Annotated in this window: 19 protein-coding genes; 13 read left to right on the forward strand and 6 right to left on the reverse strand. The window is 67.5% G+C overall.

Annotated features, from left to right (window positions below):
- Positions 1 to 172: 172 nt before the first annotated feature.
- The 4 genes from UCD39_RS26965 (at position 173) to UCD39_RS26980 (ending at position 6,488) form a co-directional block, all read left to right on the forward strand.
- Positions 173 to 3,073 carry a TonB-dependent receptor gene (locus tag UCD39_RS26965; RefSeq protein WP_330498699.1) on the forward strand — a complete coding sequence of 967 codons (2,901 nt, stop codon included), beginning with the start codon at positions 173 to 175 and terminating at the stop codon, positions 3,071 to 3,073.
- Positions 3,074 to 3,241: 168 nt separating this feature from the next.
- Positions 3,242 to 4,777 (forward strand): tryptophan halogenase family protein, encoded by a 1,536-nt coding sequence (locus tag UCD39_RS26970; protein WP_330498700.1) that lies wholly within the window; start codon positions 3,242 to 3,244, stop codon positions 4,775 to 4,777.
- Positions 4,778 to 4,791: 14 nt separating this feature from the next.
- Positions 4,792 to 5,484: a SapC family protein gene (locus tag UCD39_RS26975; RefSeq protein WP_330498701.1), complete on the forward strand. Its 693-nt coding sequence runs from the start codon at positions 4,792 to 4,794 to the stop codon at positions 5,482 to 5,484.
- Positions 5,481 to 6,488 (forward strand): cupin-like domain-containing protein, encoded by a 1,008-nt coding sequence (locus UCD39_RS26980; RefSeq protein WP_330498702.1) that lies wholly within the window; start codon positions 5,481 to 5,483, stop codon positions 6,486 to 6,488. Before UCD39_RS26975 ends, UCD39_RS26980 begins: the two co-directional genes overlap by 4 nt.
- Before the next feature lie 3 nt (positions 6,489 to 6,491).
- Here UCD39_RS26980 and UCD39_RS26985 read toward each other — a convergent pair whose 3' ends face one another.
- Positions 6,492 to 8,030 (reverse strand): tryptophan halogenase family protein, encoded by a 1,539-nt coding sequence (locus tag UCD39_RS26985; protein WP_330498703.1) that lies wholly within the window; start codon positions 8,028 to 8,030, stop codon positions 6,492 to 6,494.
- 138 nt (positions 8,031 to 8,168) lie between these two features.
- On the opposite strand from UCD39_RS26985, the gene UCD39_RS26990 reads away from it, so the two are divergent.
- The 5 genes from UCD39_RS26990 (at position 8,169) to ku (UCD39_RS27010) (ending at position 15,168) form a co-directional block, all read left to right on the forward strand.
- Positions 8,169 to 8,501, forward strand: coding sequence for a hypothetical protein (locus tag UCD39_RS26990; protein ID WP_330498704.1), 333 nt, complete (start codon positions 8,169 to 8,171; stop codon positions 8,499 to 8,501).
- A 93-nt stretch (positions 8,502 to 8,594) separates the two neighbouring features.
- Positions 8,595 to 9,872 (forward strand): TolC family protein, encoded by a 1,278-nt coding sequence (locus UCD39_RS26995; RefSeq protein WP_330498705.1) that lies wholly within the window; start codon positions 8,595 to 8,597, stop codon positions 9,870 to 9,872.
- Complete coding sequence (locus UCD39_RS27000; RefSeq protein WP_330498706.1) at positions 9,869 to 11,044, forward strand: efflux RND transporter periplasmic adaptor subunit; 1,176 nt, start codon at positions 9,869 to 9,871, stop codon at positions 11,042 to 11,044. Before UCD39_RS26995 ends, UCD39_RS27000 begins: the two co-directional genes overlap by 4 nt.
- 11 nt (positions 11,045 to 11,055) lie before the next feature.
- Positions 11,056 to 14,292, forward strand: a complete 3,237-nt coding sequence (locus tag UCD39_RS27005) for an efflux RND transporter permease subunit (RefSeq protein WP_330498707.1) — start codon at positions 11,056 to 11,058, stop codon at positions 14,290 to 14,292.
- A gap of 63 nt (positions 14,293 to 14,355) precedes the next feature.
- A complete protein-coding gene (ku, locus tag UCD39_RS27010) occupies positions 14,356 to 15,168 on the forward strand; it encodes a non-homologous end joining protein Ku (RefSeq protein WP_330498708.1) in 813 nt (270 codons plus the stop codon).
- 140 nt (positions 15,169 to 15,308) lie between these two features.
- Here ku (UCD39_RS27010) and UCD39_RS27015 read toward each other — a convergent pair whose 3' ends face one another.
- The 3 genes from UCD39_RS27015 to ku (UCD39_RS27025) all read right to left on the reverse strand — a co-directional run bounded on the left by UCD39_RS27015 (position 15,309) and on the right by ku (UCD39_RS27025) (position 19,441).
- Positions 15,309 to 15,923 (reverse strand): glutathione S-transferase family protein, encoded by a 615-nt coding sequence (locus tag UCD39_RS27015; protein ID WP_330498709.1) that lies wholly within the window; start codon positions 15,921 to 15,923, stop codon positions 15,309 to 15,311.
- Positions 15,924 to 16,000: 77 nt separating this feature from the next.
- On the reverse strand, positions 16,001 to 18,565 hold the full coding sequence (gene ligD / locus UCD39_RS27020; RefSeq protein WP_330498710.1) for a DNA ligase D: 2,565 nt from the start codon (positions 18,563 to 18,565) through the stop codon (positions 16,001 to 16,003).
- A 3-nt stretch (positions 18,566 to 18,568) separates the two neighbouring features.
- Positions 18,569 to 19,441, reverse strand: a complete 873-nt coding sequence (gene ku / locus UCD39_RS27025; RefSeq protein ID WP_330498711.1) for a non-homologous end joining protein Ku — start codon at positions 19,439 to 19,441, stop codon at positions 18,569 to 18,571.
- A 148-nt stretch (positions 19,442 to 19,589) separates the two neighbouring features.
- Between ku (UCD39_RS27025) and UCD39_RS27030 the strand changes: the two genes are divergently transcribed.
- The 3 genes from UCD39_RS27030 to UCD39_RS27040 all read left to right on the forward strand — a co-directional run bounded on the left by UCD39_RS27030 (position 19,590) and on the right by UCD39_RS27040 (position 23,617).
- Positions 19,590 to 20,654 carry a zinc-binding metallopeptidase family protein gene (locus tag UCD39_RS27030; protein WP_330498712.1) on the forward strand — a complete coding sequence of 355 codons (1,065 nt, stop codon included), beginning with the start codon at positions 19,590 to 19,592 and terminating at the stop codon, positions 20,652 to 20,654.
- Between the two features lie 116 nt (positions 20,655 to 20,770).
- On the forward strand, positions 20,771 to 21,988 hold the full coding sequence (locus tag UCD39_RS27035; protein ID WP_330498713.1) for an ROK family transcriptional regulator: 1,218 nt from the start codon (positions 20,771 to 20,773) through the stop codon (positions 21,986 to 21,988).
- Between the two features lie 99 nt (positions 21,989 to 22,087).
- Positions 22,088 to 23,617, forward strand: a complete 1,530-nt coding sequence (locus UCD39_RS27040; protein ID WP_330498714.1) for a carboxylesterase/lipase family protein — start codon at positions 22,088 to 22,090, stop codon at positions 23,615 to 23,617.
- 15 nt (positions 23,618 to 23,632) lie between these two features.
- On the opposite strand, the gene UCD39_RS27045 is transcribed toward UCD39_RS27040, so the two are convergent.
- A complete protein-coding gene (locus tag UCD39_RS27045; RefSeq protein WP_330498715.1) occupies positions 23,633 to 24,664 on the reverse strand; it encodes an aldo/keto reductase in 1,032 nt (343 codons plus the stop codon).
- 102 nt (positions 24,665 to 24,766) lie between these two features.
- Between UCD39_RS27045 and UCD39_RS27050 the strand changes: the two genes are divergently transcribed.
- Complete coding sequence (locus UCD39_RS27050; protein ID WP_330498716.1) at positions 24,767 to 25,375, forward strand: TetR/AcrR family transcriptional regulator; 609 nt, start codon at positions 24,767 to 24,769, stop codon at positions 25,373 to 25,375.
- Between the two features lie 6 nt (positions 25,376 to 25,381).
- On the opposite strand, the gene UCD39_RS27055 is transcribed toward UCD39_RS27050, so the two are convergent.
- Positions 25,382 to 26,692, reverse strand: a complete 1,311-nt coding sequence (locus UCD39_RS27055) for a sugar porter family MFS transporter (RefSeq protein ID WP_330498717.1) — start codon at positions 26,690 to 26,692, stop codon at positions 25,382 to 25,384.
- Positions 26,693 to 26,760 lie beyond the last annotated feature (68 nt).

Here is a 26,760-nt window from a genome sequence, read left to right on the forward strand (position 1 = left end):
ATGCCGCCTGCCTGTATGACATAAGCCTTACGCGGTATTTTGCATATAAATATGATAGCGCTAACAGAAACTGTTGGCGTGTCCGTATTTATCTGCCCCGTTTCGGCATATCACAAACAAAACCGTCTTTTTAAGACTAGGGAGGGATAATATGGTGAAGCTACAAAGAAAAATGGGAGCGTCCAAGTCAACGGCGCTGACTGTTCGCAAGGCTGTTCTTGCCGGCGTCTCGCTGGCGGCCCTTGCTGGACTGACCGCGCCCGCGTTCGCGCAAACAACGCAAGCCAGCCCGGCACAGGGCGGCAGCAATTCCGACACGCTGGAAGACATCGTCGTCACCGGCATTATCGGCTCACTACAACGTAACCTTGACATCAAGCGTGAGGCCAACGGCATCGTCGACGCCATTTCGGCGGAGGATATCGGCAAGTTCCCCGATTCCAACGTCGCGGCCTCGATGCAGCGCATTCCCGGCGTGTCCATCAGCCGCGGCACCAGCAGCATGGGCGGCGTGCCCACCTCCACCGGTGACGCCACCGCCATCACGGTGCGCGGCTTCGGCCCCAGCTTCAACGAAACGCTGTTCGACGGCCGCGTTTCCGCCTCGGCCGCCAGTTCCGGCCGCGGTTTCGACTTCAGCTCCGTCAGTTCCGACTTCATCGGTCAGATCGATGTGCTGAAGTCGCCGGATGCCTCGCTGTCGGCCGGCGCCATCGGCGCCACGGTGAACATCAAGTTCCCCAAGCCCCTGGAACATTCCGGCTTCCGGGCCGCAGGCTCCGTTTCCGGTTCCTACGCCTCCGACGCGGACGGAGCCTCGCCCAACGGCGCCCTGCTGGTCAGCGACACCTTCGCCCACGACACCTTCGGCATCCTGGTGGCGGCCGGCTATAACGAAACCCAGACCCTGGGCAACCATGTGAACAACCAGGGCTGGATCGGTACCACCAGCGACAAGTTCGGCAGCCTGGCGTCGGGTACGAAGTCCGGGGTTCCGGCCTGGTTCATCCAGGATTACGGCATCTACCAGGAACACAGCGACACCACCCGCAAGTCCGCCCGCCTGGCCCTGCAGTGGCAGCCGTCCGATCAGATCGAAGTCACCCTGAACGACGACTTCCAGCGTGAGGACGCGCACCAGAACCAGTACGGCTACAGCATCTGGTTCAACTCGGGCAGCCTGCAGAATGTGAAGCTGAACAGCAACGGGTCGGTGACCGACTTCGTGCAGCCCAACACGCCCACCGACTTCCAGGCGCAGTACAACAGCCAGGTTCTGCAGAACAACCTGTACGGCCTGAACGTCAAGTGGACCCCGACCAACAACTGGACCGTCACGGTCGATGCCGCCCGGTCCGAATCCTGGCAGAACCCTGGCGATCAGCTGACCAGCATGGACGCCGACGTCGGCTATGGCTCGTGCGCCAGCGGCACCTGCATCAACACCAACAACGTGGGCATCACCGGCGTCGCCGCCGGCGCCCTGCCCTATCCCACCGTCTACGGGCCCGGTGGTAACACGTCGCAGTTCACCAATGGCTACATCGGGTCGCACGTCTTCCCGATGACGTCAACGCGCAACTACAACGTCATCGACCAGGGCAAGGTCGAAGGCCAGTGGAAAAGCGGCGACACCACCATCCGCTTCGGCATGCAGTACATCGACAACAAGGAAGACCTGGCCAGCTACGACACCTTCACCAACAGCGATTGGCAGGCGTACAGCGGTTATGGTCCGGCGTCGGGTTCGCCCACCGGCGTGGCGCTGCCGCAGAGCTGGTTCACCCAGACCTTCAGCACCGCCAACTTCATCCCCGGCTTCGCCAACAACGGCAATCTGCCCTCCCAGATCCTGATGGCCAACCCGGGCCAGATCCTGAACTACCTGCAATCGCTGGGCAATCCGCAGACCAAGAACATCCCGGGCTTCAACTACGGCTGCTGCACCCCGCCCTTCGACGGGACCTATCGCCTGATCCTGTCGCCGGGTTCCAAGCGCGATATCGAGGAAGAGACCTTCGCCCCCTATGTCGCGGCGACGTTCAAGACCGACGTGGCCAACATGCCGCTGAAGGTCAACATGGGTGTCCGCGAGGAAATCACCCATGTCACGTCTTCCGGCCTGGGCCAGACGCCCACCGCCTTCACCGTCACCCCGGGTGACAAGACGGCCTTCACGGTGGCATATGGCCCGGTCACCACGGTCAGCGGCACCAACAACTACCAGTACCTGCTGCCCAACCTGGACCTGACCTTGGGCGTCACCGACGACCTGCAGGTGCGCTTCAACGCGTCGCGCACCCTGACCCGGCCGCCGTTGAACAACATGACACCGGTGTACAGCATCAGCACCCAGCGCGTCGGCACGGTGTCGGCCTCGGGCGGCAACCCACAGCTGATGCCCTACCTGTCCGACAACGTCGACATCGGGGCGGAGTACTACTACCAGCGCAACTCCTACGTCGCCATCGACGGCTTCATGAAGAGCGTGACCAACTTCGTGGTCGGCGGCACGTCGCAGAAGAGCTTCAGCGGCGTCACCGACCCGACCACGGGCAAGGATGTCCAGTACAGCTACAGCACCTACCTCAACGGGCCATCGGCTCAGGTCTACGGTCTGGAAATGGCGATCCAGCACGTGTTCGGCGACACCGGCTTCGGCTTCCAGGCCAACGCCACAGTGGTCGGCACCGACAAGCCTTATGACCCCAACAACCTGTCGGTCAGCGGCTTCGCGGTCACGGGCCTGGCCAACTCCGCCAACTTCGTCGGCTTCTTCGACAAGTACGGCTTCCAGGCGCGCATCGCCGTCAACTGGCGTGATGAGTACCTGGATCACTTCGGTCAGGCGCAGGGCGGCTCCATCTTCGGGTCCGAGCCGACCTTCGTCGATCCGGCTTGGGAAGTGGATTTCAGCACCAGCTACGACATCAACCAGTATGTGAGCGTCTACTTCGAAGCCTTGAACCTGAGCAACGAGACCTACTCGACCCACGGTCGGTACAAGGAACAGCTGCTGGATGCCGTCGCCTATGGGCAGCGGTACACCATCGGCGCCCACTTCAAGTACTGAGTTTGTTTGTGAGCGTACCTTCCTCCTGAACTCCGGGGGCCGCCGTGGCACGTGGCGGCCCCTTTTTCCCTCTGGAGCGATAGGGGAAAGGCCCTACACTGGCGCAAAATCGGTTGCCGAGGACCCCGTCAGGGAGGCGGGACGGCACCTCAGACCCAGGATGCCTTCATGGACCGTCCCATCCAGCATATCGTCATCGTCGGCGGCGGCACCGCCGGCTGGCTGACCGCCGGCATCGTCGCCGCCCGGCACAAGGCGCGCATGGCCGCCGGCTTCAAGGTGACCTTGGTGGAATCACCCAACGTCGCCATCATCGGCGTGGGCGAGGGCACATGGCCCACCATGCGCACCACGCTGGAAAAGATGGGTGTGTCGGAGACGGAGTTCTTCCGCCATTGCGATACCGCCTTCAAGCAAGGCGGCAAATTCGTGGGCTGGACCACCGGCGCCGCGAACGACGCCTATTACCACCCGCTGATGCTGCCCCATGGCTGGTCGCAGGTGAACCTGGCACCTCATTGGCTGCAGGATGCGCGGGGCCGCACCTTTTCAGACGCCGTCTGCCCGCAAGAGGCCATCTGCGAGGAGGGCTTGGCGCCCAAGACCATCGCCACCCCCGAATATCGGGGCGTGGCCAACTACGCCTATCACCTGGACGCCGGCAAGTTCGCCAGCTTCATGCAGCGGCATTGCACGGAGAAGCTGGGGGTCCACCATATCCTGGCCGATGTGACCGAGGTCCGGCAGGATGAGAATGGCGACATCGCCAGCCTGGTGACCGCACAGGCGGGCGAGATCGCCGGCGACCTGTTCGTGGATTGCACCGGCTTCCACGCCCTGCTGATCGGCAAGACCCTGGGCGTGGGGTTCAAGGAATGCCGCGACGTGCTGTTCTGCGACACGGCCCTGGCCGTGCAGGTCCCGTACGAGAGCGCGGACGCCCCCATGGCGTCGCAGACCATCGCCACCGCCCAATCAGCGGGCTGGATCTGGGACATCGCCCTGCCTACCCGGCGTGGGCTGGGCTACGTCTATTCCAGCGACCATATTGATGAAGAGGCGGCGCGGGCCGAACTGGCGCGCTATGCCGGTACGCAGGCCGAGGCGCGCAAAATCCCCATCCGCGGCGGCCACCGCGAGACGTTCTGGAAAAACAATTGCGTGGCCGTGGGGCTGGCCGCCGGGTTCCTGGAACCGCTGGAGGCTTCCGCCATCATGCTGATCGAGCTGTCGGCCAAGATCATCGCCGAACAGCTGCCCGCCCGCCGCAGTGTCATGGACATCGTGGCCCGCCGCTTCAACGAGGTGACGCGCTATCGCTGGGGCCGCATCATCGACTTCCTGAAGCTGCATTACGTCCTGACCCAGCGGACGGACACGGCGTTCTGGCGGGACAATGTCGATCCCGCCTCCGTCCCTGAGCGCTTGCAGGACCTGCTGCGGCTGTGGAAATACCGTGCCCCGTGGTTCCTGGATGAGTTCGATCGGCTGGAGGAGGTGTTCCCCGCCGCCAGCTATCAATATGTGCTGTACGGCATGGGGTTCCGCACCGAGGTGGACTCGGCCGAGAACGGCGCCGACGCCACCCTCGCCAGCCGTATCTTGGAGGAGAACGCGGCCATGGTGCAAAAGATGCGCGCCAACCTGCCCAAGAACCGCGACCTGGTCCGCAAGATCCGCGACCACGGCATGCAATCGATCTGAGCCTGACGGGACCCATGACCAACATCGCCATCGTCAACGCCCACACCCACCGCGATCTGCATGTGAAGGCCAAGGCCAGCCCCGCCTTCGACGCCAAGCATTTCGTCGCCGTCATCGTGGCCGAGTTCCCGCTGCTGGCCGTCCAGTGCCCCATCCTGTTTTCCAAGGATGCGGAAACGGGCGCCTTCCTGTGCGGCGCCGTGCTGGGTTTCCAGCAGAACGAGAACCTGTTCCTGACCCAGGAGGGCTGGCAGGGCTATCGTCCCCTCAATCTTCAGCGCGGCCCCTTCTACACCGTGGGCGACGACCTGGGCATCGACCTGGACGACGCCAGGGTCGGCCGCGACGTGGGCGAACCGCTGTTCGGCGCCAATGGTGAGATGACGCCCTATCTGAAGGGCATCATCGCCGCGATGCAGGAACTGCGCCCAGGGTTGGAGCGGACCAAGCGCTTCATCGACACCCTGATCGGCCTGAAGCTGATCGAGCCCATCGATATCAGCCTCAGCTTCGATGACGGCAGCCAGTTGCAACTCGACGGCCTGTACACCATTGACCGCGACGCCTTGCGCGCCCTGCCCGACGCGGCGGTGCTGGACCTGTTCCGTCGGGGCTATATGCAACTGATCTATCTGATGATCGCGTCGCTGAAGCACATCCCCCTGATGGCGGAGCGCAAGAACAAGCGGCTGACGTCGGCGCCATGACGTCGGCCGTCGACGAACGCGACGGCCGCACGCTCACCTCCGCGGATCAGTTCCGGGAAGAGGTGGTGGCCGCCTGCCGGCCCCTGGTGCTGCGGGGTCTGGTGGACCACTGGCCAGCGGTGGACCAGGGGAGCCCTGGGGCCTTGCGCGATTACCTGGCCCGGTTTGGGGCCGGTGTCGCGATGGAGACCTTCGTCGGCCCGCCGCACATCCGGGGCCGGTATTTCTACGCCGATGGCCTCAAGGGCTTCAATTTCGAGCGTCGTACCCTGCGCCTGGCCGAGGCGCTGGACCAGATGGTGCAGGCGCTGGACGACCCGGACGCCCCGACGCTGTACGCCGGCTCCCTGGCGCTGGACGACCATTTGCCGGGCTTCATGACGGAAAACGTCATGCCCCTGTTGCCACCCGACGTGGCTGGGCGCATCTGGCTGGGCCATGCCTCCCGCGTCGCCACCCATTACGACGCCTTCGAGAACCTGGCGTGCGTCGTGGCCGGAACGCGGCGCTTCACGCTGTACCCGCCCTCGGCGATCGGCGATCTCTATGTCGGGCCGATCGACAACACCCTGTCCGGCCAGCCGGTCAGCCTGGCGGCGTCCGACCCCGACAACCCCGCCTATCCCCGGTTCCACGCCATTCGCGACCAGGCGCTGGTGGCGGACCTCAATCCAGGTGACGCCCTGTTCCTGCCCAAGCTGTGGTGGCACCAGGTGGAGGCTACGGCCCCGTTCAACGGCATGGTCAATTATTGGTGGGATGCCTTCGCCGCCGGGCCGGACGCGCCCTTCACCAGCCTGCTCCTGGCCATGATCACCCTGGCCGAACGGCCGGAAGTGGAGCGCCAAGCCTGGCGGGCCTTCTTCGACCATTACGTCTTCCGCCCCCAAGGCCATCCCCTGGCCCACCTGCCGGTGGAGCAGCACGGCGTGTTGGGTCCCCTGAAGGCGGGCAATTACGGCCGCCTTCGCGCCCGGGTGATGCAGCTGTTACGCGGGGGGTGAGGTTCAGGTCACCGCCGCGCAATGCCGGTCGATGAAGGCCTGATGGTGGGGCATGGTCTGGACCACGCGACCAATGACGTCGTGGATGTTGGCCAAGGCCCCCCGGATCTTGTCCGGGTCCAACAGGTCGGTCATGGGATCGGGGCGCCGGGGACGGATATCCTGGCCGGTGAAGACATAGAGCCAGCTTTGCTCCGGGAACAGCTCGGTATCCTCGCGCTGGATACGGCCGTAGCCCTGGAACAGCTCGATCTTGGCCCGCAGGCTGTCGGGCCATTCGATGCCGGCGCAATGGCGCCAGAAATCGCTGTCCCGCCGCTGGCCGGTGGCGTAGTGCAGCACCAGGAAATCCCGGATGCGCTCATACTCGAAGGCCAGCATGCGGTTATAGCGGGCGATATCCGCCGGCTCGCAATGCCGGTCCGGCAGCATCTGGATGAACAGGGCCAGCCCGCGATGGACCATGTGGATGCTGGTGGATTCCAGCGGCTCCAGGAAGCCGCTGGCCAGGCCCAGGGACAGGCAGTTGCGCTTCCAGCTTTCCCGCCGACGGCCGGTGACGAAGCGCAACACGCGCGGGTCGGCCAGGGGCTTGCCCGCCAGGTTGGACAACAGCGTCTCCCGCGCCGCCTCGTCGCTCAGGAAATCGCGGGCGTAGACCACGCCGTTGCCCTCGCGGTGCTGCAGGGGGATGCGCCACTGCCAGCCGGCCGGCCGCGCCGCCGCCAGGGTGTAGGAGGGCGGCGGGCCCGCCCGTTCGCTGGGGACGGCGACGGCGCTGTCGCAGGGCAGGAAGCGCTGCCAGTTCTCATAGCCGGCCTGCAGGGCCTCCTCGATCAGCAATCCACGGAAGCCGCTGCAATCGATGAAGAAATCACCGTCGATGCGGCGGCCATCCTCCAGGCCCAGGGCCTCGATGAAGCCGTCCTCGGGGCGCAGGTCCACCCGCACCACCTTACCCTCCACCCGGGTGACGCCGCGGGCCTCGGAATAGCCGCGCAGATAGCGCGCGAACAGCGCCGCGTCGAAATGCAGGGCGTACGTGATCCCCTCCAGAGGGGAGCCGGGAGCCTGCACCGGGCGCATGAAGCGGTTATGTGCCGCCGCCATGGCCTGCAGCGAATATTCCTCCAGCGGGGCGGCGTCACCTGTCAGGCGCTGGCGCATCCAATAGGCGGGGAAGCCTATCCCCTCCATCTCGAAGCCGGTGCGGCCGAAGGGATGGAAATAGGAATGGCCCACACGGGTCCAATCCTGGAAACGGATGCCGAGCTTGAAGGTGGCGTTGGTCTGGCGGATCAGGTCGTCCTCATCGATCCCCAGCACGCGGATGAAGTTCATGATGGGGGGGATGGTCGCCTCCCCCACGCCAATGGTGCCGATCTGTTCGGATTCCACCAGTTGGATATCGCACTTCAGGTTGCGCAGGAACCGGGCCAGGCTGGCGGCCGCCATCCACCCGGCGGTGCCGCCGCCCACGATGACGATGCGCCGCAATGGCGCGTTGGTAGCGGTATCATCCGAAGCGTGCGACGTGGCCATGCGTTGGGTCCCCGGCGGTTTCTCTCCCTGTCCCATTCTTTTATCGCGCCCGGCCCCGCCTCGTCACAACTTTCTGTGGCATCCCCTTGATCAAATTGGGGCTTGAAGCCGGCGGCCCTCATCGCCAGATTGGCGGCCATGCGCTGGTTGCTCGCCCTTCTGCTGCTGTTCACGGCGGTGTTCGACGGCCCGTCCCTGACCGAAATGTCAGGCGGCGCGCCGACGTGCGGCGTCACGCAGGAGCATGTGGCGGTGGAGGGCGCGCCCGACCCCACCGATGGCCTGCGCCACAGCGCGGTCCATTTCCATGCCGGCCAGGGCCCCTGCGGCCATGTCCATGTGGCGGATGCCGTCGGCCCCGCCTTCGTGCCGGGCCCGGGCGTCCGCATCCGGCCGGTGGCCCTGCCCCCGCTGGACCAACCCTACACCACCCGCGCCATCGCACCCCCGGACCGGCCCCCGGCCGCCTGATCGATTCCATCCCACGCCGCGGCACCTGATGCCCTTCCCGCCAGGAAGGGTCCGGGTCACCGCGTCATCGATCCTGCTTGTCCGGAGCCCTTAATGCGCATCCCGATCATCGGGCTGGCCGCGGCCTTGACCGCCGCCTGGCCCGCCTGGGCCGTGGCCGAACCGCCGCCGGCCCCGCCCCTGTCCGCCCCCTTTTCGTCCACCGCGCAGAGTGCCGACACGGCCCTTACCGCGCTGATCACCCAGGCGCTGGCCACCAACCCCCGCCTGAAGGCGGCCCAAGCCCGCGCCGCGGCCGCCCAGGGCGATGTCATGCAGGCGGGCGTCCTGCCCAACCCGCAACTGTCGCTGCAGACGGAGAACCTGGCCGGGTCCGGCCCCTATCGCGGCACCCGGGCCATGGAGACCACGGTCGGCCTGAACCAGCTGATCGAACTGGGCGGCAAGCGCGGCAGCCGCCAGGCCATGGCCACGGCGGCGGAAAGCCGCGCCCGCCTGGACGCCGACATCGTGCGCCTGGATCTGATCCGCGACGTGCGCGTGGCCCATGCCGCCCTGCTCGCCGCCACGGCCCGGCGCGCCATTGTCGAGGAACAGCGCGGCCTGGCGGCGGAGACGGCCCGCGCCGTGGCCGCGCGGGTCCAATCAGGCCATGACAGCGCCATTCAGGAAGACCGCGCCGCCACCGACCTGCGCCAAGCAGAGATCGAGGCCGCCCGCGCCGCGCGGGATGAAGCGGCGGCGCGCCGCAGCCTGGAACTGCTGGTGGGCGGGCCCGTCCCTGCCCTGGACCCCGCCGCGCTGCGGGATCTGGGCCCCTCCCTACCGGTCCCTGGTGCCGATGGCAGCCCCGACGTCGCCCGCTGGCGGGCGGAGGTGGGCCGCAGCCGCGCCGCCATCGCGGTGGAACGCGCCCGCGCCGTGCCCGATGTGACCGTCGGCGCCGGGGTGCGCCGTTTCAATGATGGGCGCGATACCGCCCTGGTGCTGGGCGTCACCATTCCCATCCCGGCCTTCGACACCAACCGGGGCGGCATCCACCGCGCCTATCAGGAAAGCGTGGAGGCGGAGATGGAACTGGACCGCGCCACCCGGGACCAGGACACCGCCTTGGCCATCGCCAGCGACCGTGTGGCCGTGGCGCGTCAGGAGGCGGACACCTTGGCCCGCCAGGTCGTGCCCGTGGCCGAACAGGCCGCCGCCGCCACGCGGGAGGGCTATCGCCAGGGCAAGTTCCCCTACCTCGACGTGCTGGACGCCCAGCGCACGCTGCTGGCCGCCCGCCTGACCCTGGTCGCGGCCTATCAAGACTATCACCAGAGCCGGGCCGATCTGGACCGGCTGACCGGCGCCGGGGAGGCCCAGCCATGACCACCATCAGCACCAAAGCCCTGTTGCGCCTGGGCGCCGGGGCCCTGACCCTGGGCGCCCTGGCCGCCTGGATCGCCACCGGCCAGGCGCCCAAGGGGGAACCGGCCGAGCATAAGACGGAGGCGCATGATGACAGCCTCGTGCGCCTGACGTCGGAACAGGCGCGGGCCGCCGGCATCACCACGGCGACGGCGGGTCCTGGGCGGCTGGTGCGCCGGGTGCGCGTCACCGCCACGGTGACGGCCGACCAGGACCACATCGTCCACATCGCCCCGCGCATCGCCGGCGTGGTGGCTGACGCGCGCAAGCGGCTGGGCGACGCGGTGACGGCCGGCGAGGTGCTGGCCCTGATCGACAGCACCGAGGTGGCCGACGCCCGCGCCGAATATCTGGCGGCGCGGGAAAATGAGCATCTGGCCCGCACCACCGCCGACCGGGAGGAGGCGCTGTGGCGCCAGCGCATTTCCCCGGAACGCGACTATCTCCAGGCCAAGGCGGCGGCGACGGAGGCCGCCATCCGCACCGGCCGTGCGCGCCACAGCCTGCAGGCGCTGGGATTGGATGAAGCCAGCGCCAAGTCCACGGGCGCCGGCCTGCAACGGCTGGAACTGCGCAGCCCCATCACCGGCCAGGTCATCGCCCGCACCGCCACGCGGGGCGACCGGCTGGCCGCCGATGCCGACGCCTATGTCGTCGCCGACCTGTCGCAACTGTCGCTGACCTTCCCCGTCTACGCCCGCGACCTGCCGTTCGTCGCCGTGGGCAAGGCGCTGCAGGTGAGCGGCGCCGACGGACGCACCACCACCGCCCGCGTGACCCATGTCGGCCCCGTGCTGGACCCGGCCACCGGCTCCGCCCCCGTGGTGGCGACACTGGAAAACCCGGACGGGTCATGGCGGCCCGGCGACTTCGCCACCGGCACGCTGGAAGCGGACGCACAGGAGGCGGCGTTGCTGGTGCCGGAAAGCGCCGTGGTGACCCTGGACGGCCAAACCCAGGTTTTCGCGCCCGTGCCCGGCGGCTATGCCCGCCGGCCGGTCACCCTGGGCCGTGGCGACGGCACCCAGGTCGAGGTGCTGGCCGGGCTGAATCCCGGCGACACCATCGCCGCCGGCAATGCCTTCATCCTGAAGGCGGAGGCCGGCAAGGGCGACGCCGGCCATGATGAGTGAGGAGACGAGCCATGCTTGAGCGCATCCTCACCCTGTCCGTGCGCCACCGCTGGATGGTGCTGGCGCTGGCCGTGCTGGCGGCCGCCGCCGGCGGCTGGGCGGCGCGGTACCTGCCCATCGACGCCGTGCCCGACATCACCAACAAACAGGTGCAGATCAACACCACCGCCCCGGCCCTGTCGCCGGTCGAGGTGGAAAAGCAGGTGACCTTCCCCATCGAGACGGCCTTGGCCGGCATTCCCGGACTGGAAGGCACCCGGTCGCTCTCGCGCAACGGCTTTTCCCAGGTCACCGCGCTGTTCGCGGAAACCGTCGACATCTATTTCGCCCGCCAGCAGGTGGCGGAGCGCCTGAACGAGGCCAAGGCCGCCCTGCCCGAGGGCACGGAACCGCACATGGGCGCCCTGTCCACCGGCCTGGGCGAGGTCGCCATGTGGACCGTGGCCCTGGCCCCGTTCGACGCGGCCCGCGTGAAGCCGGGGGCCGCCGGCTGGCAGGCCGATGGCAGCTATCGCACGCCGGAGGGCCAGGTGCTGACGATCGAGGCGCAGCGGGCGACATATCTGCGTACCGTGCAGGATTGGATCATCCGGCCGCAGCTGAAGTCCGTCCCCGGCATCGCCGGTGTGGATGCCATCGGCGGCTATGTGAAGCAGTACCAGGTGGCGCCGGACCCGCTGCGCCTGGCGGCGCGAGGCCTGACACTGGCCGATGTCATCCAGGCGCTGGAACGCAACAACACCAGCGCCGGGGCCGGATATTTGGAGCGCCGGGGCGAGGCCTATGTCGTGCGGGCCGACGGCCGGCTGCGCGACATGGGGGAGATCGGCGCCGTGCCCATCGCCAGCCGGGACGGCACCCCCGTCTTCCTGCGCGACGTGGCCACCGTGACCCTGGGCCATGAGCTGCGCACCGGCAGCGCCAGCGAGAATGGCCGGGAGGTGGTGGTGGGTACCGCGCTGATGCTGGTGGGCGGCAACAGCCGCACGGCCGCCGCCGCCGTGACCGCCAAACTGGCCGAGGTGACCCGCACCCTGCCGCCCGACGTGGTGGCCCAGGTGGTGCTGGACCGTACCAAGCTGGTGGACGCCACCATCCACACGGTGGGCAAAAACCTGGCGGAGGGCGCGCTGCTGGTGGTGGCGGTGCTGTTCGCCCTGCTGGGCAACATCCGCGCCGCGCTGATCACCGCCGCCGTCATTCCCGTGACCATGCTACTGACGGCCATGGGCATGGTGGAGGCGGGCGTCAGCGCCAACCTGATGAGCCTGGGCGCCCTGGACTTCGGTCTGATCGTCGACGGGGCCGTCATCATCGCCGAGAACTGCCTGCGCCGGCTGGGCCACCGGCAGCAGATGGCGGGCCGGCCATTGACGACATCCGAACGGATGGCGGAGGTGGTGGCCGCGACGAAGGAGATGATCCGCCCCTCCGTCTACGGCCAGGCCATCATCATCCTGGTCTATGTGCCGCTACTGACCTTCACCGGGGTGGAGGGCAAGATGTTCCGGCCCATGGCCCTGACCGTCATCACCGCCCTGGTCGCCGCCTTCGCCCTGTCCCTGACGCTGGTACCGGCGCTGATCGCCCTGGTCATCACGGGGCCGGTGAACGAGCGGGAGAACCGCGTGGTGGTGCTGGCCAAGGGGTGGTACGCCCCCCTTCTGGACCGGGCCCTGGCCACACCGACACCCTGGATCTTTGGGGCGGCCTGCCTGTTCCTGGCCAGCCTGGGCCTGCTCACCCGCATGGGGCAGGAGTTCATTCCCACGCTGGACGAGCAGGACATCGCCGTTCAGGCGGTGCGCATCCCCAGCACCTCGCTGACCCAATCCACCACCATGCAGAAGGACGTGGAACGCATCATCAGCGGCCTGCCGGAGGTGGCCTTCGTCTTCTCCAAGACCGGGACGGCGGAGATGGCGGCCGACCCCATGCCGCCCAACGCGTCCGACACCTTCATCATCCTCAAGCCGCGGTCGCAATGGCCGGACCCGGCCTTGCCCAAGACCGACCTGGTGGCAAGGGTCGAGACAGCGCTGGGTCAGTTGCCCGGCAACGCCTATGAATTCACCCAACCCATCCAGATGCGCTTCAACGAACTGATTTCTGGTGTGCGCAGCGACGTGGCGGTGAAGCTGTACGGTGACGACTTCGACACCCTGCAGGCTTCGGCCGCCCGCATCGCCGGCGTGCTGCAGGGCACCGCCGGCGCGGCGGACGTGCGGGTGGACCAGGCGGCCGGCCTGCCCACCCTGGACATCCGTGTCGACCGCCAGACCGCCGCCCGCTTCGGCCTCAGCGCGCAAGACGTGCAGGACGTCGTGGCCATGGCCGTAGGGGGCCGTGCCGCCGGCCAGGTGTTCGAGGGCGACCGCCGCTTCGACATCACCGTGCGGCTGGCGGATCCCCTGCGCAATGACCTGGACACCTTGCGCACCCTGCCGGTTCCCCTGCCCACCGGCAGCCAGACCGGCGGCGGCGCGGATGCCGCCCGCTTCGTGCCGCTGGGCACGGTCGCCAGCTTCACCCTGGCGGAAGGGCCCAACCAGATCGGGCGGGAGAATGGCAAGCGGCGTATCGTCATCCAGGCCAACGTGCGCGGCCGGGACATCGGCTCCTTCGTGGCGGAGGCCCAGGGGCGGCTGGCCGCCGTCCCCCTGCCTTCCGGCTACTGGGTGACATGGGGCGGGCAGTTCGAGAACCTAGCGGCGGCGCGGGCACGGCTGACGGTGGTGGTGCCGGCCTGCTTCATCGCCATCTTCCTGCTGCTCTACGGCGCCTTGGGCTCTCTCCGCGACGCGGCGCTGGTGTTCAGCGGCGTGCCCTTGGCACTGACCGGCGGCATCGCCGCCCTGTGGCTGCGCGGGATGCCCTTCTCCATCTCCGCCGCCGTGGGGTTCATCGCCCTGTCCGGCATCGCCGTGCTGAACGGCCTGGTCATGGTGTCCTTCATCCGCCAGGCCATCACCAACGGCGGCGATCCCCTGGCCGCCATCCGCGACGGGGCGCTGACCCGGCTGCGGCCGGTGTTGATGACGGCGCTGGTGGCCTCGCTGGGCTTCGTGCCCATGGCGCTGGCCACCGGCCCGGGGGCGGAGGTGCAGCGGCCGCTGGCCACCGTGGTCATCGGCGGCCTGATCAGCGCAACGGCGCTGACCCTGGTGGTCCTGCCGGCCCTGTACCGCCGCTTCGCGGCGCCGGGGACGGCGCGGGCGGGGGCGGCGGTACCCTCACTGGCCGAATAGCGCGGAACCGGTCCTCCGTTTCGGCGGTTTCCCCGGGGCACCACCCCTGGGGAGATCGCCGGAATGGCCGCGCGTTCGTTCTGGAAAGGCTATCTCAAGCTGTCCCTGGTCACCTGCCAGGTGGCCATGACACCCGCCACGTCGGAGAATGAGAAGGTCCGCTTCCATACCCTGAACCGCGCGACGGGCAACCGCGTGGTCAGCCATTATGTCGACGCCGTCAGCGGCGATCCGGTGGATGAGGAGGATGAGGCCAAGGCCTATCCCAGGGGCGAGGACGATTACCTGATCCTGGAGGATGACGAGTTGGACGCGGTGGCGCTGGAAAGCACCCGCACCATCGACATCGAGATGTTCGTGCCCCGCGATAGCATCGAGTGGATCTGGTACGACACCCCCCACTATCTGACGCCCAGCGACCCCGTGGGTGAGGAGGCGTTCTCCGTCATCCGCGAGGCCATGGCCGCCACCGGCAAGGTCGGCATCGCCCGCCTGGTGATGTACCGGCGGGAGCGGGCGGTGATGCTGGAACCCCAGGGTAAAGGCATCATCGTCTGGACCCTGCGCTACGGCGATGAGGTGCGCGACGCCGACGCCTACTTCGGCGACATTCGCGAGGAAAAGCCCGAGCCCAAGCTCCTGTCCCTGGTGAAGACGCTGATCGAGGAGCGCACGCGGCCCTGGGACCCCTCCCTGGTGGACGACCCGGTGCAGGACCGCCTGCTGGACCTGATCGCCGCCAAGAAGAAGGGCCACAAGCGTCCGGCCAAGACCAGGACTCCTGAGGCCGATACGCCCAGCAACGTCATCAACATCATGGACGCATTGAAGAAAAGCCTGGCCGCCGAGGGCAAGGGCGGGACCAGGCGGCGATAGGTCCCAATGGTACGAGAAAACTTTACGTCTTTTTAGGACGCGACCGCGTCCGCCGCAGCATTCCGGGAAGCGTCAGCGGACTGGAATGCGAGGAAGCCAAGCCCCGCGGAGGCGGGCGGCCGGCGCCTGAGGCATAAAGCTTAAGAATACGGCACGGCCTGGAATTCCGGCAGCGCCTCCGCACGAGCCGACAGGCGGACCAGGCCGGGATGCTTGGCCGGGTCGATCAGACCTGGGGCCATGTTCTGGGCGAAGTACCAGGCGACGGCGGTGGTGATATCGGCCTGGTTGGGACGGTCGCCGCCCATCCAGGCGCCGCCGTCCCCCACCTCGCGCTCGAGCAGGTCGAAGGCGGTGATGGCCTGGGCGCGCACCCGCTCCAGCCAGGGTTGGTGCTGCTTGTCCTCGGGGCGCAGCTCCAGCTCATAGACCACCTGCACGGTCTTCTCGCACGCCACCAATGCCAGGCCGATAAGGCGCTGGGCCTGGATGAAAGCGGCAGCGTCGGCGGGCATGAGGTGCCTGTCCGCTGGAACCAGGCGTTCCAGCGCGTCCAGGATCAAGGTGCTGTCCATGAGCACCGTGCCGTCGTCCAGCACCAGGGTCGGCGCCTTCACCACGGGATTGATGGCGGCGAAGGTGTCATAGTGGCGGAAGACGGATACGCGTTCATGCTCGAAGGGCAGGCCCATGGCCACCAGCGAGATCCCGACGCGGCGGACATAGGGTGAATCAGGCATTCCGATCAGACGCATGACGGGACCTCCTGAGCTGTTGGGAGGCGCATTCTGCCTGAAACGGGGCGCGGCGCCAGCCCTTTGACCCGCCCTCCCTAACCGGCCCGCTGGCGCGCCGGCCGTTTCGCCTCCTCCAAAGGCCGGGCCGCCGCCCGGAAATCCGCCCATTGGTCGGCGGAGAGGGCGGCCAGTCGCGTGGGCGCGGTCATGACGGTGAAATAGGCAGGGCCGACGGCGGGGCTCAATTCTTCCCAGGCCAGAGGCATGGAGACGGCCGCCCCGGGACGTGCCCGTGTGGAATAGGCCGCCACTGCCGTAGCCCCCCGCTGGTTGCGCAGGTAGTCCACCAGGATCTTGCCGCCCCGCTTGGCCTTGGTGATGGTGGCTACGAAACGCCCCGGGCTGTCGGCGGCCATGGCGTCGGCGATGCCCTTGGTGAAGGCCTTCACCGCCGCCCAGTCGGCCTTGGGGCGCAACGGTGCCACCACGTGCAGGCCCTTGCCGCCCGTGGTCTTGACGAAGGCCGCCAGGCCGGCCTGTTCCAGCCTGTCCTTCACCTCCCGCGCGGCGTCGATGACGGCCTGCCACGGCACGCCCTCCCCCGGGTCCAGGTCCAGGGTGAGGGTGTCGGGCCGTTCCCAATCCTTGAGGGTGGCCCCCCAGGGATGGATTTCCAACACCCCCGCCTGCACCAGCCCCAGCAGGCCATCCAGGTCGTTGACCGCGATCAGCGGCCCTTCCGCCGGCTCGGTCGGATCGGGCACCTGGATGATGGCCTTGCTAAGCCCCTTCCAGGCATGCTTCTGGAAGAAAGATTCGCCGGTGACGCCATTGGGGCAGCGCAGCAGGGCCAGCGGCCGCCCGACGATGAAGGGGGCGATGGAGCGCCAGACTTCCGTGTAGTAATCGGCCAGGCCGGCCTTGGTCACCCCCGCGTCCGGCCAATAGACGCGGTCGGGGTGGCTCAGCTTCACCAAGGGCTTGGACAGGGCGGCGCCCGCATCGCGCACCGCTCCCGCCGGCGCCTTGGCGGCCGGTTCGCGCACAACGTCCTTGGGGTCCTTGTCCTCCCGCAGGCCCCGGAAGGCGGCATGGCGGATGTTGCCGTCGCCCGTCCAGGTGCGGAAGTCCACCTCCGCCACCAGCTCCGGCCGAACATAGCGAACCTGGCGCCGCTCCTCGGCCGTCAGGGTGTCGTCGAAAGGACTGTTCTCAACCCGCATGCGTTCCAGGCGGCGGAACAATTCTTCCGCTACCGAAACGGTATAGCCGGTTCCCACACGGCCCACATGGCGCAGCTCGCCCTGGTCGTAGACGCCCAGGACCAGGGAGCCGATGGCGCCGCGCGCGGTGGTGGAGGGCACATAGCCCGCCACCACGAATTCCTGTCGGTTGCCGCATTTGGACTTGATCCAGCCCTTGCCCCGACCCGGCTTGTAGGGGGCATCGCGCACCTTGGAGACGATGCCCTCCAGGCTCAGGCGGCAGGCATGGTTCAGCACCAGGCCCCCGGACTCATCGAAATGCTCGCTGTAGCGCAGCGGGCCAGCGGCCCCCGCCAGCAGATCCTTGAGCGCTGCCTTGCGCTGCTCCAACCCCGCGCCGCGCAAATCCTGGTCCTCCAGGTGCAGCAGATCGAAGGCGTAGAAGACGAAGCGGTCGCTGCGCCCTTCGCTGAGATCGGCCTGCAAGGCGGAAAAGTCGGAGGCGCCGGCAGCGTTCTCGACCACCAGTTCACCGTCGATCAAGGCCTTGCCAATGGGCAGATCGGCCAGGGCCTCCGGTACCGCCTTGCCGAACCGCTTGGTCCAATCCAGGCCGCTCCGGGTCAAGAGTTTCACCCGCCCCGCCTCGATGCGCGCCTGCAGGCGATAGCCATCGAACTTGATCTCATGAATCCACCGCTGCCCCACTGGCGGCTTGGCTTGCAAGGTGGCCAGGGCGGGCTCCACGAAGTCCGGCAGCGGCGCGGTCTTGGCGCCTTTCAGCCCAGCTGTTCCGGCCGCCTTGGGACTGGCGGCACCGGCGGGGGGGCGCGCCTTCTTCTCGACCTTGCTTTTCTCGATCTTGCCCGTCTTGGACGACCAGCCGGGCTCCTCCCCCGCCACATCGTCGATGACCCGGCCCGTCTTCACCGATTCCGGCCGTTCCTCCAGGATATCGGGCTCGCCCTCGCCGCGCGCGGCTTCATCCTCACCCTTGATCAGCAGCCAATTCTCGCGCTTCTCGCCCGGCCGGCCGCGCATGCGCACCAGGTGCCAGTGGCCCCCCAGCTTTTCCCCGTGTAGCTCGAAATCCAGGTGCCCCTTGGCATAGCCTCTGTGCGCGTCACCCACGGGCGTCCATTCACCCCGGTCCCAGACGATGACCGTGCCGCCGCCGTATTCACCCTGGGGGATGGTGCCCTCGAAGTCGCCATAGTCCAGCGGGTGGTCCTCGACATGCACCGCCAGGCGCTTTTCCCCGGGGACAAGGCTGGGCCCGCGGGTGACGGCCCAGCTTTTCAGCACACCGTCCATCTCCAGCCGGAAATCATAGTGCAGGCGGGTGGCGTCATGTTTCTGGATGACGAAGCGATGACCTTCCGTCCGGCCCTTGCGCCCCCGCGGTTCCGGCGTCGCGGTGAAGTCGCGCTTCTTGTGATAGGTTTCCAGGGCCATGGTTCAGCCCGCCTTGCGCTGGGTGGGGCGCCGGGCGGCGGGGACAGCGCTTGGCTTGGCACGGCCAGGTTTGGAGGCCGCTTTTTGGGCTGGCGGTTTGGCGCCCAGTCCGGCGCTTTCCCTCAGCGCCGCCATCAGGTCGGTGGTCTTCCTCGGCGGCGCACGCTTGGCCGCCGGCAGGGCCTTGCCCTCCAGCTTGGCCTTCACCAGGTCGGCCAGCGCCGCCTCGTAGCGATCATCGAAGTCCTCCGGCTTGAAGGTCCCCTTCTTGGTCTCGATGATATGCTTGGCGAGGTCCAGCATCTCTCCCTCGATCTTGATGTCCGCGATCTCATCGAATGCCTGGGCGGCGGGGCGGACCTCGTAATCGAAATTGAGCGTGGTGGCGATCAGGCCGGCGCCGTGGGCCCGGACCAGGACGGTGCGGGCACGGCGGAACAACACCGTTTGGGCCAGTGCCGCCACCTTTTTGGCGCGCAACCCTTCCCGGATGAGGGCATAAGCCTCATCCGCATGACGGTCGCTGGGGGCCAGGTAATAGGGCTTGTCGAAATAGACGTCGTCGATCTCGCCACAGGGGATGAAGGCCAGGACAGACAGGGTCTTGTCGCTTTCCGGCACCGCCGCAGCCACCTCCTCCGGTTCCAGGATGACGTACTCGCCCCGCGCGACCTCATAGCCTTTCACTTGGTCCTCCCGCTCCACCGGCTTACCCGTTTCGCTGTCCACGAACTGGCGGTGCACCCGGTGACCGGTGGCCCGGTTCACGGTATGAAAGGCGATGCGCTCGGACGCCGAGGCGGCGGTGTAAAGCGCCACCGGGCAGCTGACCTCCCCGATCTTCAGGAACCCTTTCCAATTCGCCCTGGGTGCCATGGCAGCCGCCTTCGTGGGGAGAAACAGGATATAAACGCCGGCAGCGGCAAGGGGGTTCCGGGAACTGGCCAGGTCCTGCATCGTTTAGCGGACGCGCGTCACCGCTAGGGGGGACCGCCTGGGGGACCGCTTTGGGGGGAGAGCCCGCGTGAATCTGTTCAACTGCCAGGCCTGCGGCCAGATGCTGTATTTCGAGAACAGGCTGTGCGAACGCTGTTCCCACCGCCTGGGCTACCTGCCCGACGATGACCGGATGCACGCATTGGAAGCGGAGGGGGACGCCTGGCGAGCGTTGGGGACACCCGACGCCCTGTACAAGTTCTGCGCCAATGCCGGGCAGGACGCCTGCAACTGGCTGATACCCGCCGACGCGGCGGAGCCCCTGTGCGCCGCCTGCCGCCACAACCGCACCATCCCCGACGTGTCCCATCCGACCGCGCTGGCGCAATGGCGCAAGATCGAGCTGGCCAAACACCGCCTGTTCTACACCCTGATCAAGCTGGGCCTGCCCCTGGCCAACCGGGCAGACGATCCCGACGGCGGCTTGGCCTTCGACTTCCTGGATGACCCGCCGGAAGGCGCTGTCATGACAGGACATGACAACGGCTTGATAACATTGGCCTTGAAGGAGGCCGACGATGCGGAACGGGAGACGCGCCGCACCCAGCTGCACGAACCCTACCGTACCCTGCTGGGTCATTTCCGGCATGAGGTCGGCCATTATTACTGGGACCGGCTGGTGCGCGACGAAGGCCGACTGGAGGCCTGCCGCGCCCTGTTCGGTGATGAGCGCCAGGACTATGCCGCCGCCCTTCAGCGCCATTATGACCAAGGCGCGCCGGCCGACTGGCAGCAGGGCTTCATCAGCGCCTATGCCGCCAGTCACCCGTGGGAGGATTTCGCCGAAACCTGGGCGCACTATCTGCACATCGTCGACACGCTGGAAACGGCCCATGCCTTTGGCGTGAGGGTGCGCCCCATGGTCGATCACACCGGCGACCTGTCCGCCCGGGTGGACTTCAATCCCTATCGGCGCGGCACCATCGCGGACATGGTGGACGCCTGGCTGCCCATCGCGTTCGCCGTCAACAGCATCAACCGCAGCATGGGCCAGGCGGATTTCTATCCCTTCATCCTGACGCCGGCCGTCATCGCCAAGCTGGGTTTCATCCACAGCCTGATCATCGCCGACCGAAGGGCGAAAACCGCCTAGACGCCGTTTCTGTCCTGGCAGGACAGGAAAAACTTTTTCTGTGACTTATAGGCCATATCGGGCCAGACTGGAGCGTAACAGGATAACGATGTCATCAGCAGGACAAGGGCACGCCCATGCTCGACGGCCACAGCCATGTTGCGCCCCTCCACTCGCTGGCGGCCAGCTTGTCCGGCACCAACCTGGAGCGGGCCGGCGACCATAACCAGCGCGTGACCCTGCAGGCCATCCGCGTGGGTGGCCAGATCACCCGCGCGGAGCTGGTGGAACTGACCGGCCTGACCCTGCCGGCCATCGCCAACATCACCAAGCGCCTGTTGAACGAAGGGCTGATCGTGGAGGCGGGGCGCCAGCATGGCGGCCGGGGCCAGCCGGCCATCCTGTTGCAGATGAACCCGGACGGCTGCTTTTCCATCGGCGTCAACATCGACCGCGACCACATCACCGTGGTGGTGCTGGACCTGTTGGGCAAGGTGCGCGCCCGCGCCTCGCGGGAGATCGACTTCGCGCCGCCGGAAGTGGTGGCCCACTTCTTCCGGACGGAAATCACCGCCATCCTCCAACGCACGGGCCTCCCGCTGTCCCGCTTCATCGGCATCGGTGTCGCCATGCCGGACGACATCGGCCGCGTTCCCCTGCCACGCTGCCCGGACGTCTACGCCGCCTGGCATGACGTGGATGTGGCGGGCCTGTTCGCCGATATCTTGCCGCTGCCCGTGTTCGTGGAGAACGACGCCACGGCCGCGGCCCTGGGGGAACTGCAATTCGGCCACGGCCTGCGCCACCGCAGTTTCTTCTACATCCTGATCAGCGGCGGCCTGGGGGGTGGCATCGTCGTGGACGGCATCCAGTTCCGTGGCGCCCGGGGACGCAGCGGTGAGATCGGCTTCCTGCCCGTCCGGTCCGACCGCACCCGCGCCCGCACCCTGCAGGAGGCCGTGTCCCTGTCCGCCCTCTATGACCGCTTGGCAGCCGCCGGCTGCCCCATCGACCAGCCGGAGCAGCTGTGCCACCTGACCGGCAACCCCGGGGAAGCGGTGATCAATGAATGGATCGAACTGGCCGCCGACCTGATGACCGACCCGCTGGTGGCCACCAACTGCCTGGTCAACCCCGAGGCCATATTCCTGGGCGGCCGCCTGCCGGCCCCCCTGGTGGACAGGCTGGCCGCCGCCCTGAACCATCGCCTGAATGACCATCACATCCCCCAGGTGGCGCCCGTCCTGCGGGCCGCCATGGCCGCCGACGCCCCGGCGGTCGGCGCCGGCATGCTGCCCTTCACCGACCGCCTGCTGCCCAGCCGGGCCGCCCTGATGAAGACGGCGGAAAACTGATACCGGCTTCTGTCTTACCGGACAGAAAAACGCGCTTGATCAATTAAAACAATTTCCTTTAGTTGGATCTTAACAATGGCGCCAGGGAGGGCGGCCCCGGTGATCCAGCGGAAAATCCTTGCACTTCTGGCGCTGAGCCTATTGCTCATCGGCGCGACGCCGGCGTACGCCGCAACGGTGGACGTCGTCACCAGCATCGGCGCGCTGCGCGGTACGGACGATGGCAAAGGCGGCGCCCTGTTCCAGGGCATCCCTTTCGCGCAGCCGCCGGTTGGCCCGCTGCGCTGGCGACCGCCGCAGCCGGTCGGTTGGGCGCAGCAAACGCGCGATGCCACCCATCCCTCACCGCCCTGCCTGCAACGCGGCTATGGCTGGAACGATGCCCTGGCGGCCCGCAGCCAAGAGGATTGCCTGTACCTGGACATCCGCACCCCGGCCATGCTTCCCCGCGCCGCCTTGCCGGTCATGGTCTGGATTCACGGCGGCGCCAACCGGGCCGGCGGGGCGGACGGCACGGTTCTATCCAGCCTCGCCGATCCTGTCGGCCCGAATGGGGGAGTGGTGCTGGTGGCCATCCAGTACCGGCTGGGCACTTTCGGCTTCCTCTCGTTGCCGGAGCTGACGGCGGAATCCCCTCACCACGCCTCGGGCAATTACGGGCTCATGGACCAGATGGCCGCCCTGTCCTGGATACGGGCCAACATCGGCCTGTTCGGCGGCGATCCCAACAACATCACCATTTTCGGCGAGTCCGCCGGCGGCCAGGATGTGGGACAACTGATGTTGGCGCCACCAGCGCGCGGTTTGTTCGCCAAGGCCATCGAGCAAAGCGGGACCGCCGGCTTCGGCGTCCCACCCCGCACCCTGGCGGAGAATGAAGCGCTGGGCCGGCAATTGCTGGACAAGGCGGGGGTGAAGGACCTGGCGCAGCTGCGCGCCCTGTCCGGATCCGCCATTTTGGCGGCCACCGATACGCTGAAGCCAGCCACCATCGCCGATGACAGCTTCATCTGGCTACAGGCGGTCATTGACGGCTGGGTCCTGCCCAAGGCACCGGAAGCGCTGTTGGCGGACGCCGCCCCCGTCCCCTTGATGATCGGCAGCAACGCGCGTGAGCTGACCCTGTATGGCGGGCCGGATGCCGTGGTCCCGACGATCCATCAGGCCTTCGGTGCACATGCGGCAGCGGCGCTGGCCTTCTACGGCATCAAGGGCGGCATCCTGCCCGCGCCCGATCCGCGCCTGGGTGACGTGGCGACACAGCTGGCCGACGATTTGACCTTCCGCTGCCCCACCTTGCACGTCGCGGCGGCACATGCGGTCGCCGGCCATCCCACCTGGGTCTATCACTTCGACCACAGCCCGGCGCAGGGGCCGGTCACTCACGGCAGCGACCTGCCCTTCCTGTTCAGCGGACTGCCCGCGGGGGCGCCAGGCGACGACACCCCCACCCTGCAACGCTATTGGGTCAACTTCGCCCGCAACGGCGACCCGAACGGCCAAGGCCAAGCCCAGTGGCCCGCCCACACCGCGCAGGACAGGGCCTACCTGGCCTTCACCGACGCGGGGCCGGAAGCGAAGGCCGGGCTGCGCAGTCCCCTCTGCGGACTGCGCCCGCCGGCGCCCTGAGGCGATGGCGCCCCGCTACGCCGCCGCGCGTTCCGCCACCGGCCTGCGGCGCAGCTCCGCCCTAAGGATCGCTGGGGACTGGTAGGCAGCCTGAAGCGTGCCGATATCGGCACCGGGCGGCACGATGGCGTCGATCCGGTCCAGGATGTCATCCGTTAACCGCACCTCGGCCCCCGCCAGCAGGTCATCCAACTGCGCCAGGGTTCGGGGGCCCAGGATGGCAGCGGTCACGCCACGGTGGGCGATGGCGAAAGCCATGGCCAGGTGGGTCAGGGACAAGCCGGCCTCTTCCGCCACACCGATCAACTGCTCCACCGCGTCCAGCCGGCGTTCGTCCGCCATCTGCTTGGGAAAGCGGCGCGCGCGCAGGCTGTCGGGCAGGTCCTGGCCCTTGCGGTAGCGGCCGGTCAGCATGCCCATGGCCAGCGGGCTCCACACCATGGCGCCCATGCCGTAACGCTCGCATACCGGCAAAACCTCCCGTTCAATGCCACGGTTCAGGATCGAGTACGGCGGCTGTTCCATCCGAAAACGGGCCAGGCCGCGCCGCTCCGCCACCCATTGCGCCTCCACGATGTCGGACGCCGGAAAAGTGGAGGTGCCGATGGCCCGCACCTTACCCGCACGTATCAGATCGGTCAGGACGGATAGCGTCTCCTCGATGTCTGTGTCGGGGGCGGGCCGATGGATGAGGTAAAGATCGACGTGGTCCGTTCCCAGCCGGCGCAGCGAATCCTCCAGCGCGCGGGTAATCCAGCGGCGGGAATTGCCCTGCTGGTTGGGGTCCTCACCCATGGGCAAATGGGCCTTGGTGGTCAGCACCACACGATCACGCCGGCCCTTCAGAGCCTTGCCCACGATCTGCTCGGACTCGCCCTGGCTGTAGAAGTCAGCCGTGTCGATGAAGTTGATCCCGGCGTCCAGCGCCTTGTGGATGATGCGGATGGCCTCGTCATGGTCGGGGTTGGCCATGGCGCCGAACATCATGGCGCCCAGGCAATAGGGACTGACCTTCATGCCGGTGCGGCCCAGCGTGCGGTACTGCATCGCCCTCTCCTTCTCTCTCGCGTCGATGGATGCTATGAATAAACGGAACGGTGTTCCGATCACACATACGGAACAGCGTTCCGTTTTTCAAGTGAGGATGGCGTGAGCGGCAAAGCGGGAGAGATCCGTCTGGAAGAAGACGGCAAGCGGCGGGTTCGGGCCGACGCGCAACGCAACCTGGACGCCCTGTTGAGCGCAGCGTTGGCGGTGTTCACCACATCCGGCGTCGATGCGCCGGTGCGGGAAATCGCGGAGAAGGCGGGTGTTGGTGTCGGTACCCTCTACCGCCATTTTCCCCAGCGATCGGATCTGATTATCGCCGTTTTCCGGCAGGAGGTGGATGCGTGCGCCGATGCGGCCACCTCCCTGGCAGCCCGGCATGAACCAGGGGAGGCGCTGGCCCTCTGGATGCACCGTTATGCCGATTTCATCGCCGCAAAACGCGGCCTCGGGGCGGCCCTGCATTCGGGCGATCCCGCCTATGACGTCTTGCCTGGCTATTTCAAGGACCGGTTGGTGCCGGCGCTTCAAATGCTGCTGGAAACCGCTGCGGCGGCCGGGGCGATACGACAGGGCTTCGACGCCACCGACCTGCTGCGGGCCGCCGCGGTTCTGGCGTCACCGTCCCAAGACAGGGAACCGGACCATGGGCGGCGCATGGTGGGCCTGCTGGTGGATGGGTTGCGCTACGGCGCCAACCCATCCGCCTGATCCGCTTCAGCTTTCCAGCCGGTCGGCCATTTCCTCCAGCGACACGCGCTTGGTTTCCGGGAAGAACAGCAGCACCACCACGAACTGCACGGCCATCATGGCGGCGAACAGGTAGAAGGGCGCGCCCTTGGAGTATGTGGCCACCAGGGGGAAGACGCCGGACAGGAAGGCGTTGGCCAGCCAATGGGTGGCGCTGCCCAGGCTTTGCCCCCGCGCCCGCACCGCCGTGGGAAAAATCTCCGCGATATAAACCCAGATGACCGCCCCCTGGCTGAACGCGAAGGAGGCGATGAAGCCCAGAAGCGCCCAGATGAGATAAGCGGCGCTGCCCATGCCCGACAGGATGAGGGCGGCCGCCGCTAGGCTGAGGGCCATGCCCACGGCGCCCATTAGCAACAGCGTCCGGCGCCCCATTCGATCGATGACCGTCATGGCGATGCCGGTGAACGCCAGGTTGGTCGCCCCCACCGCCACGGATTGCAGGTCGGCCGACACCTTGCCGAAGCCGGCGGCGGCGAAAATGTCGTTCAGGTAATAGAGGATGGCGTTGATGCCGCTGAACTGGTTGAACAGCGCCAAGCCCACGGCCAGCAGGATGGGCCGGCGATGGTGGCGCCAGGACAGGCGCCCTGCACCCACGGCCCCCGCACCCGCTGCCAGCGCGCGGACGGCGGTGTCGCCGCCCGCGGGCGGCCCCATGCGGCGCAGCACCGTCGCGGCCTCCTCCACCCTGCCCTTCACCGCCAGCCAGCGCGGGCTGTTGGGGATGAAGGCCAGCAGGATGAGGAACACGGCGGACGGCACGGCGGTGACCGCCAGCTTCCACCGCCATTCGGCGTCGCCCAGGTCCAGGCCGCCGACCAGGTAGTTGCTGAGGTAGGCCACCAGGATGCCCAGGACGATGTTCATCTGGAACAGGCCCACCAGGGCGCCGCGCCGCTGTGGCGGCGCGATCTCCGCGATATAGACCGGGGCCAGGACGGATGACCCGCCGATGCCCAGGCCACCGATGAAGCGGAAGAAAACGAGGGAGGGCCAATCCCACGCCAGGGCTGAACCCACCCCGGAGACGAGGTAGAGCAGCGCCATGACGCGCAGGCAATCACGGCTGCCATACCGGTCGCCCGGCCCGCCGGCACCCAGGGCGCCGACGCAGGTGCCGACCAGGGCGCTGGACACAGTGACACCCACCGCCCCCGGCGACAGGTTCATGACCGTCCGCAGGTCGCCGGTCACGCCGGCGATCACCGCCGTGTCGAAACCGAACAGTAGGCCGGCCAACGCGGCGGTCGCGATGCTGAGGAACAAAAATGCCATAGGCAGGCCCCTCCCCCTTTTTTATTTAACTAAGTTGTTTTATTAAATTGCCAATGCTGCTTTGTCGA

The sequence above is a fragment of the Nitrospirillum karajorum genome (genome assembly GCF_036348415.1).
Taxonomy (GTDB): Bacteria; Pseudomonadota; Alphaproteobacteria; order Azospirillales; family Azospirillaceae; genus Nitrospirillum; species Nitrospirillum amazonense_B.

Excerpts from the sequence above, each read along its gene's own strand:
- UCD39_RS26965 (WP_330498699.1), top strand. The coding sequence starts at position 173 with ATGGGAGCGTCCAAGTCAACGGCGCTGACTGTTCGCAAGGCTGTTCTT.
- UCD39_RS26970 (WP_330498700.1), top strand. The coding sequence starts at position 3,242 with ATGGACCGTCCCATCCAGCATATCGTCATCGTCGGCGGCGGCACCGCC.
- UCD39_RS26975 (WP_330498701.1), top strand. The coding sequence starts at position 4,792 with ATGACCAACATCGCCATCGTCAACGCCCACACCCACCGCGATCTGCAT.
- UCD39_RS26980 (WP_330498702.1), top strand. The coding sequence starts at position 5,481 with ATGACGTCGGCCGTCGACGAACGCGACGGCCGCACGCTCACCTCCGCG.
- UCD39_RS26985 (WP_330498703.1), bottom strand. The coding sequence starts at position 8,030 with ATGGCCACGTCGCACGCTTCGGATGATACCGCTACCAACGCGCCATTG.
- UCD39_RS26990 (WP_330498704.1), top strand. The coding sequence starts at position 8,169 with ATGCGCTGGTTGCTCGCCCTTCTGCTGCTGTTCACGGCGGTGTTCGAC.
- UCD39_RS26995 (WP_330498705.1), top strand. The coding sequence starts at position 8,595 with ATGCGCATCCCGATCATCGGGCTGGCCGCGGCCTTGACCGCCGCCTGG.
- UCD39_RS27000 (WP_330498706.1), top strand. The coding sequence starts at position 9,869 with ATGACCACCATCAGCACCAAAGCCCTGTTGCGCCTGGGCGCCGGGGCC.
- UCD39_RS27005 (WP_330498707.1), top strand. The coding sequence starts at position 11,056 with ATGCTTGAGCGCATCCTCACCCTGTCCGTGCGCCACCGCTGGATGGTG.
- ku (WP_330498708.1), top strand. The coding sequence starts at position 14,356 with ATGGCCGCGCGTTCGTTCTGGAAAGGCTATCTCAAGCTGTCCCTGGTC.
- UCD39_RS27015 (WP_330498709.1), bottom strand. The coding sequence starts at position 15,923 with ATGCGTCTGATCGGAATGCCTGATTCACCCTATGTCCGCCGCGTCGGG.
- ligD (WP_330498710.1), bottom strand. The coding sequence starts at position 18,565 with ATGGCCCTGGAAACCTATCACAAGAAGCGCGACTTCACCGCGACGCCG.
- ku (WP_330498711.1), bottom strand. The coding sequence starts at position 19,441 with ATGGCACCCAGGGCGAATTGGAAAGGGTTCCTGAAGATCGGGGAGGTC.
- UCD39_RS27035 (WP_330498713.1), top strand. The coding sequence starts at position 20,771 with ATGCTCGACGGCCACAGCCATGTTGCGCCCCTCCACTCGCTGGCGGCC.
- UCD39_RS27045 (WP_330498715.1), bottom strand. The coding sequence starts at position 24,664 with ATGCAGTACCGCACGCTGGGCCGCACCGGCATGAAGGTCAGTCCCTAT.
- UCD39_RS27055 (WP_330498717.1), bottom strand. The coding sequence starts at position 26,692 with ATGGCATTTTTGTTCCTCAGCATCGCGACCGCCGCGTTGGCCGGCCTA.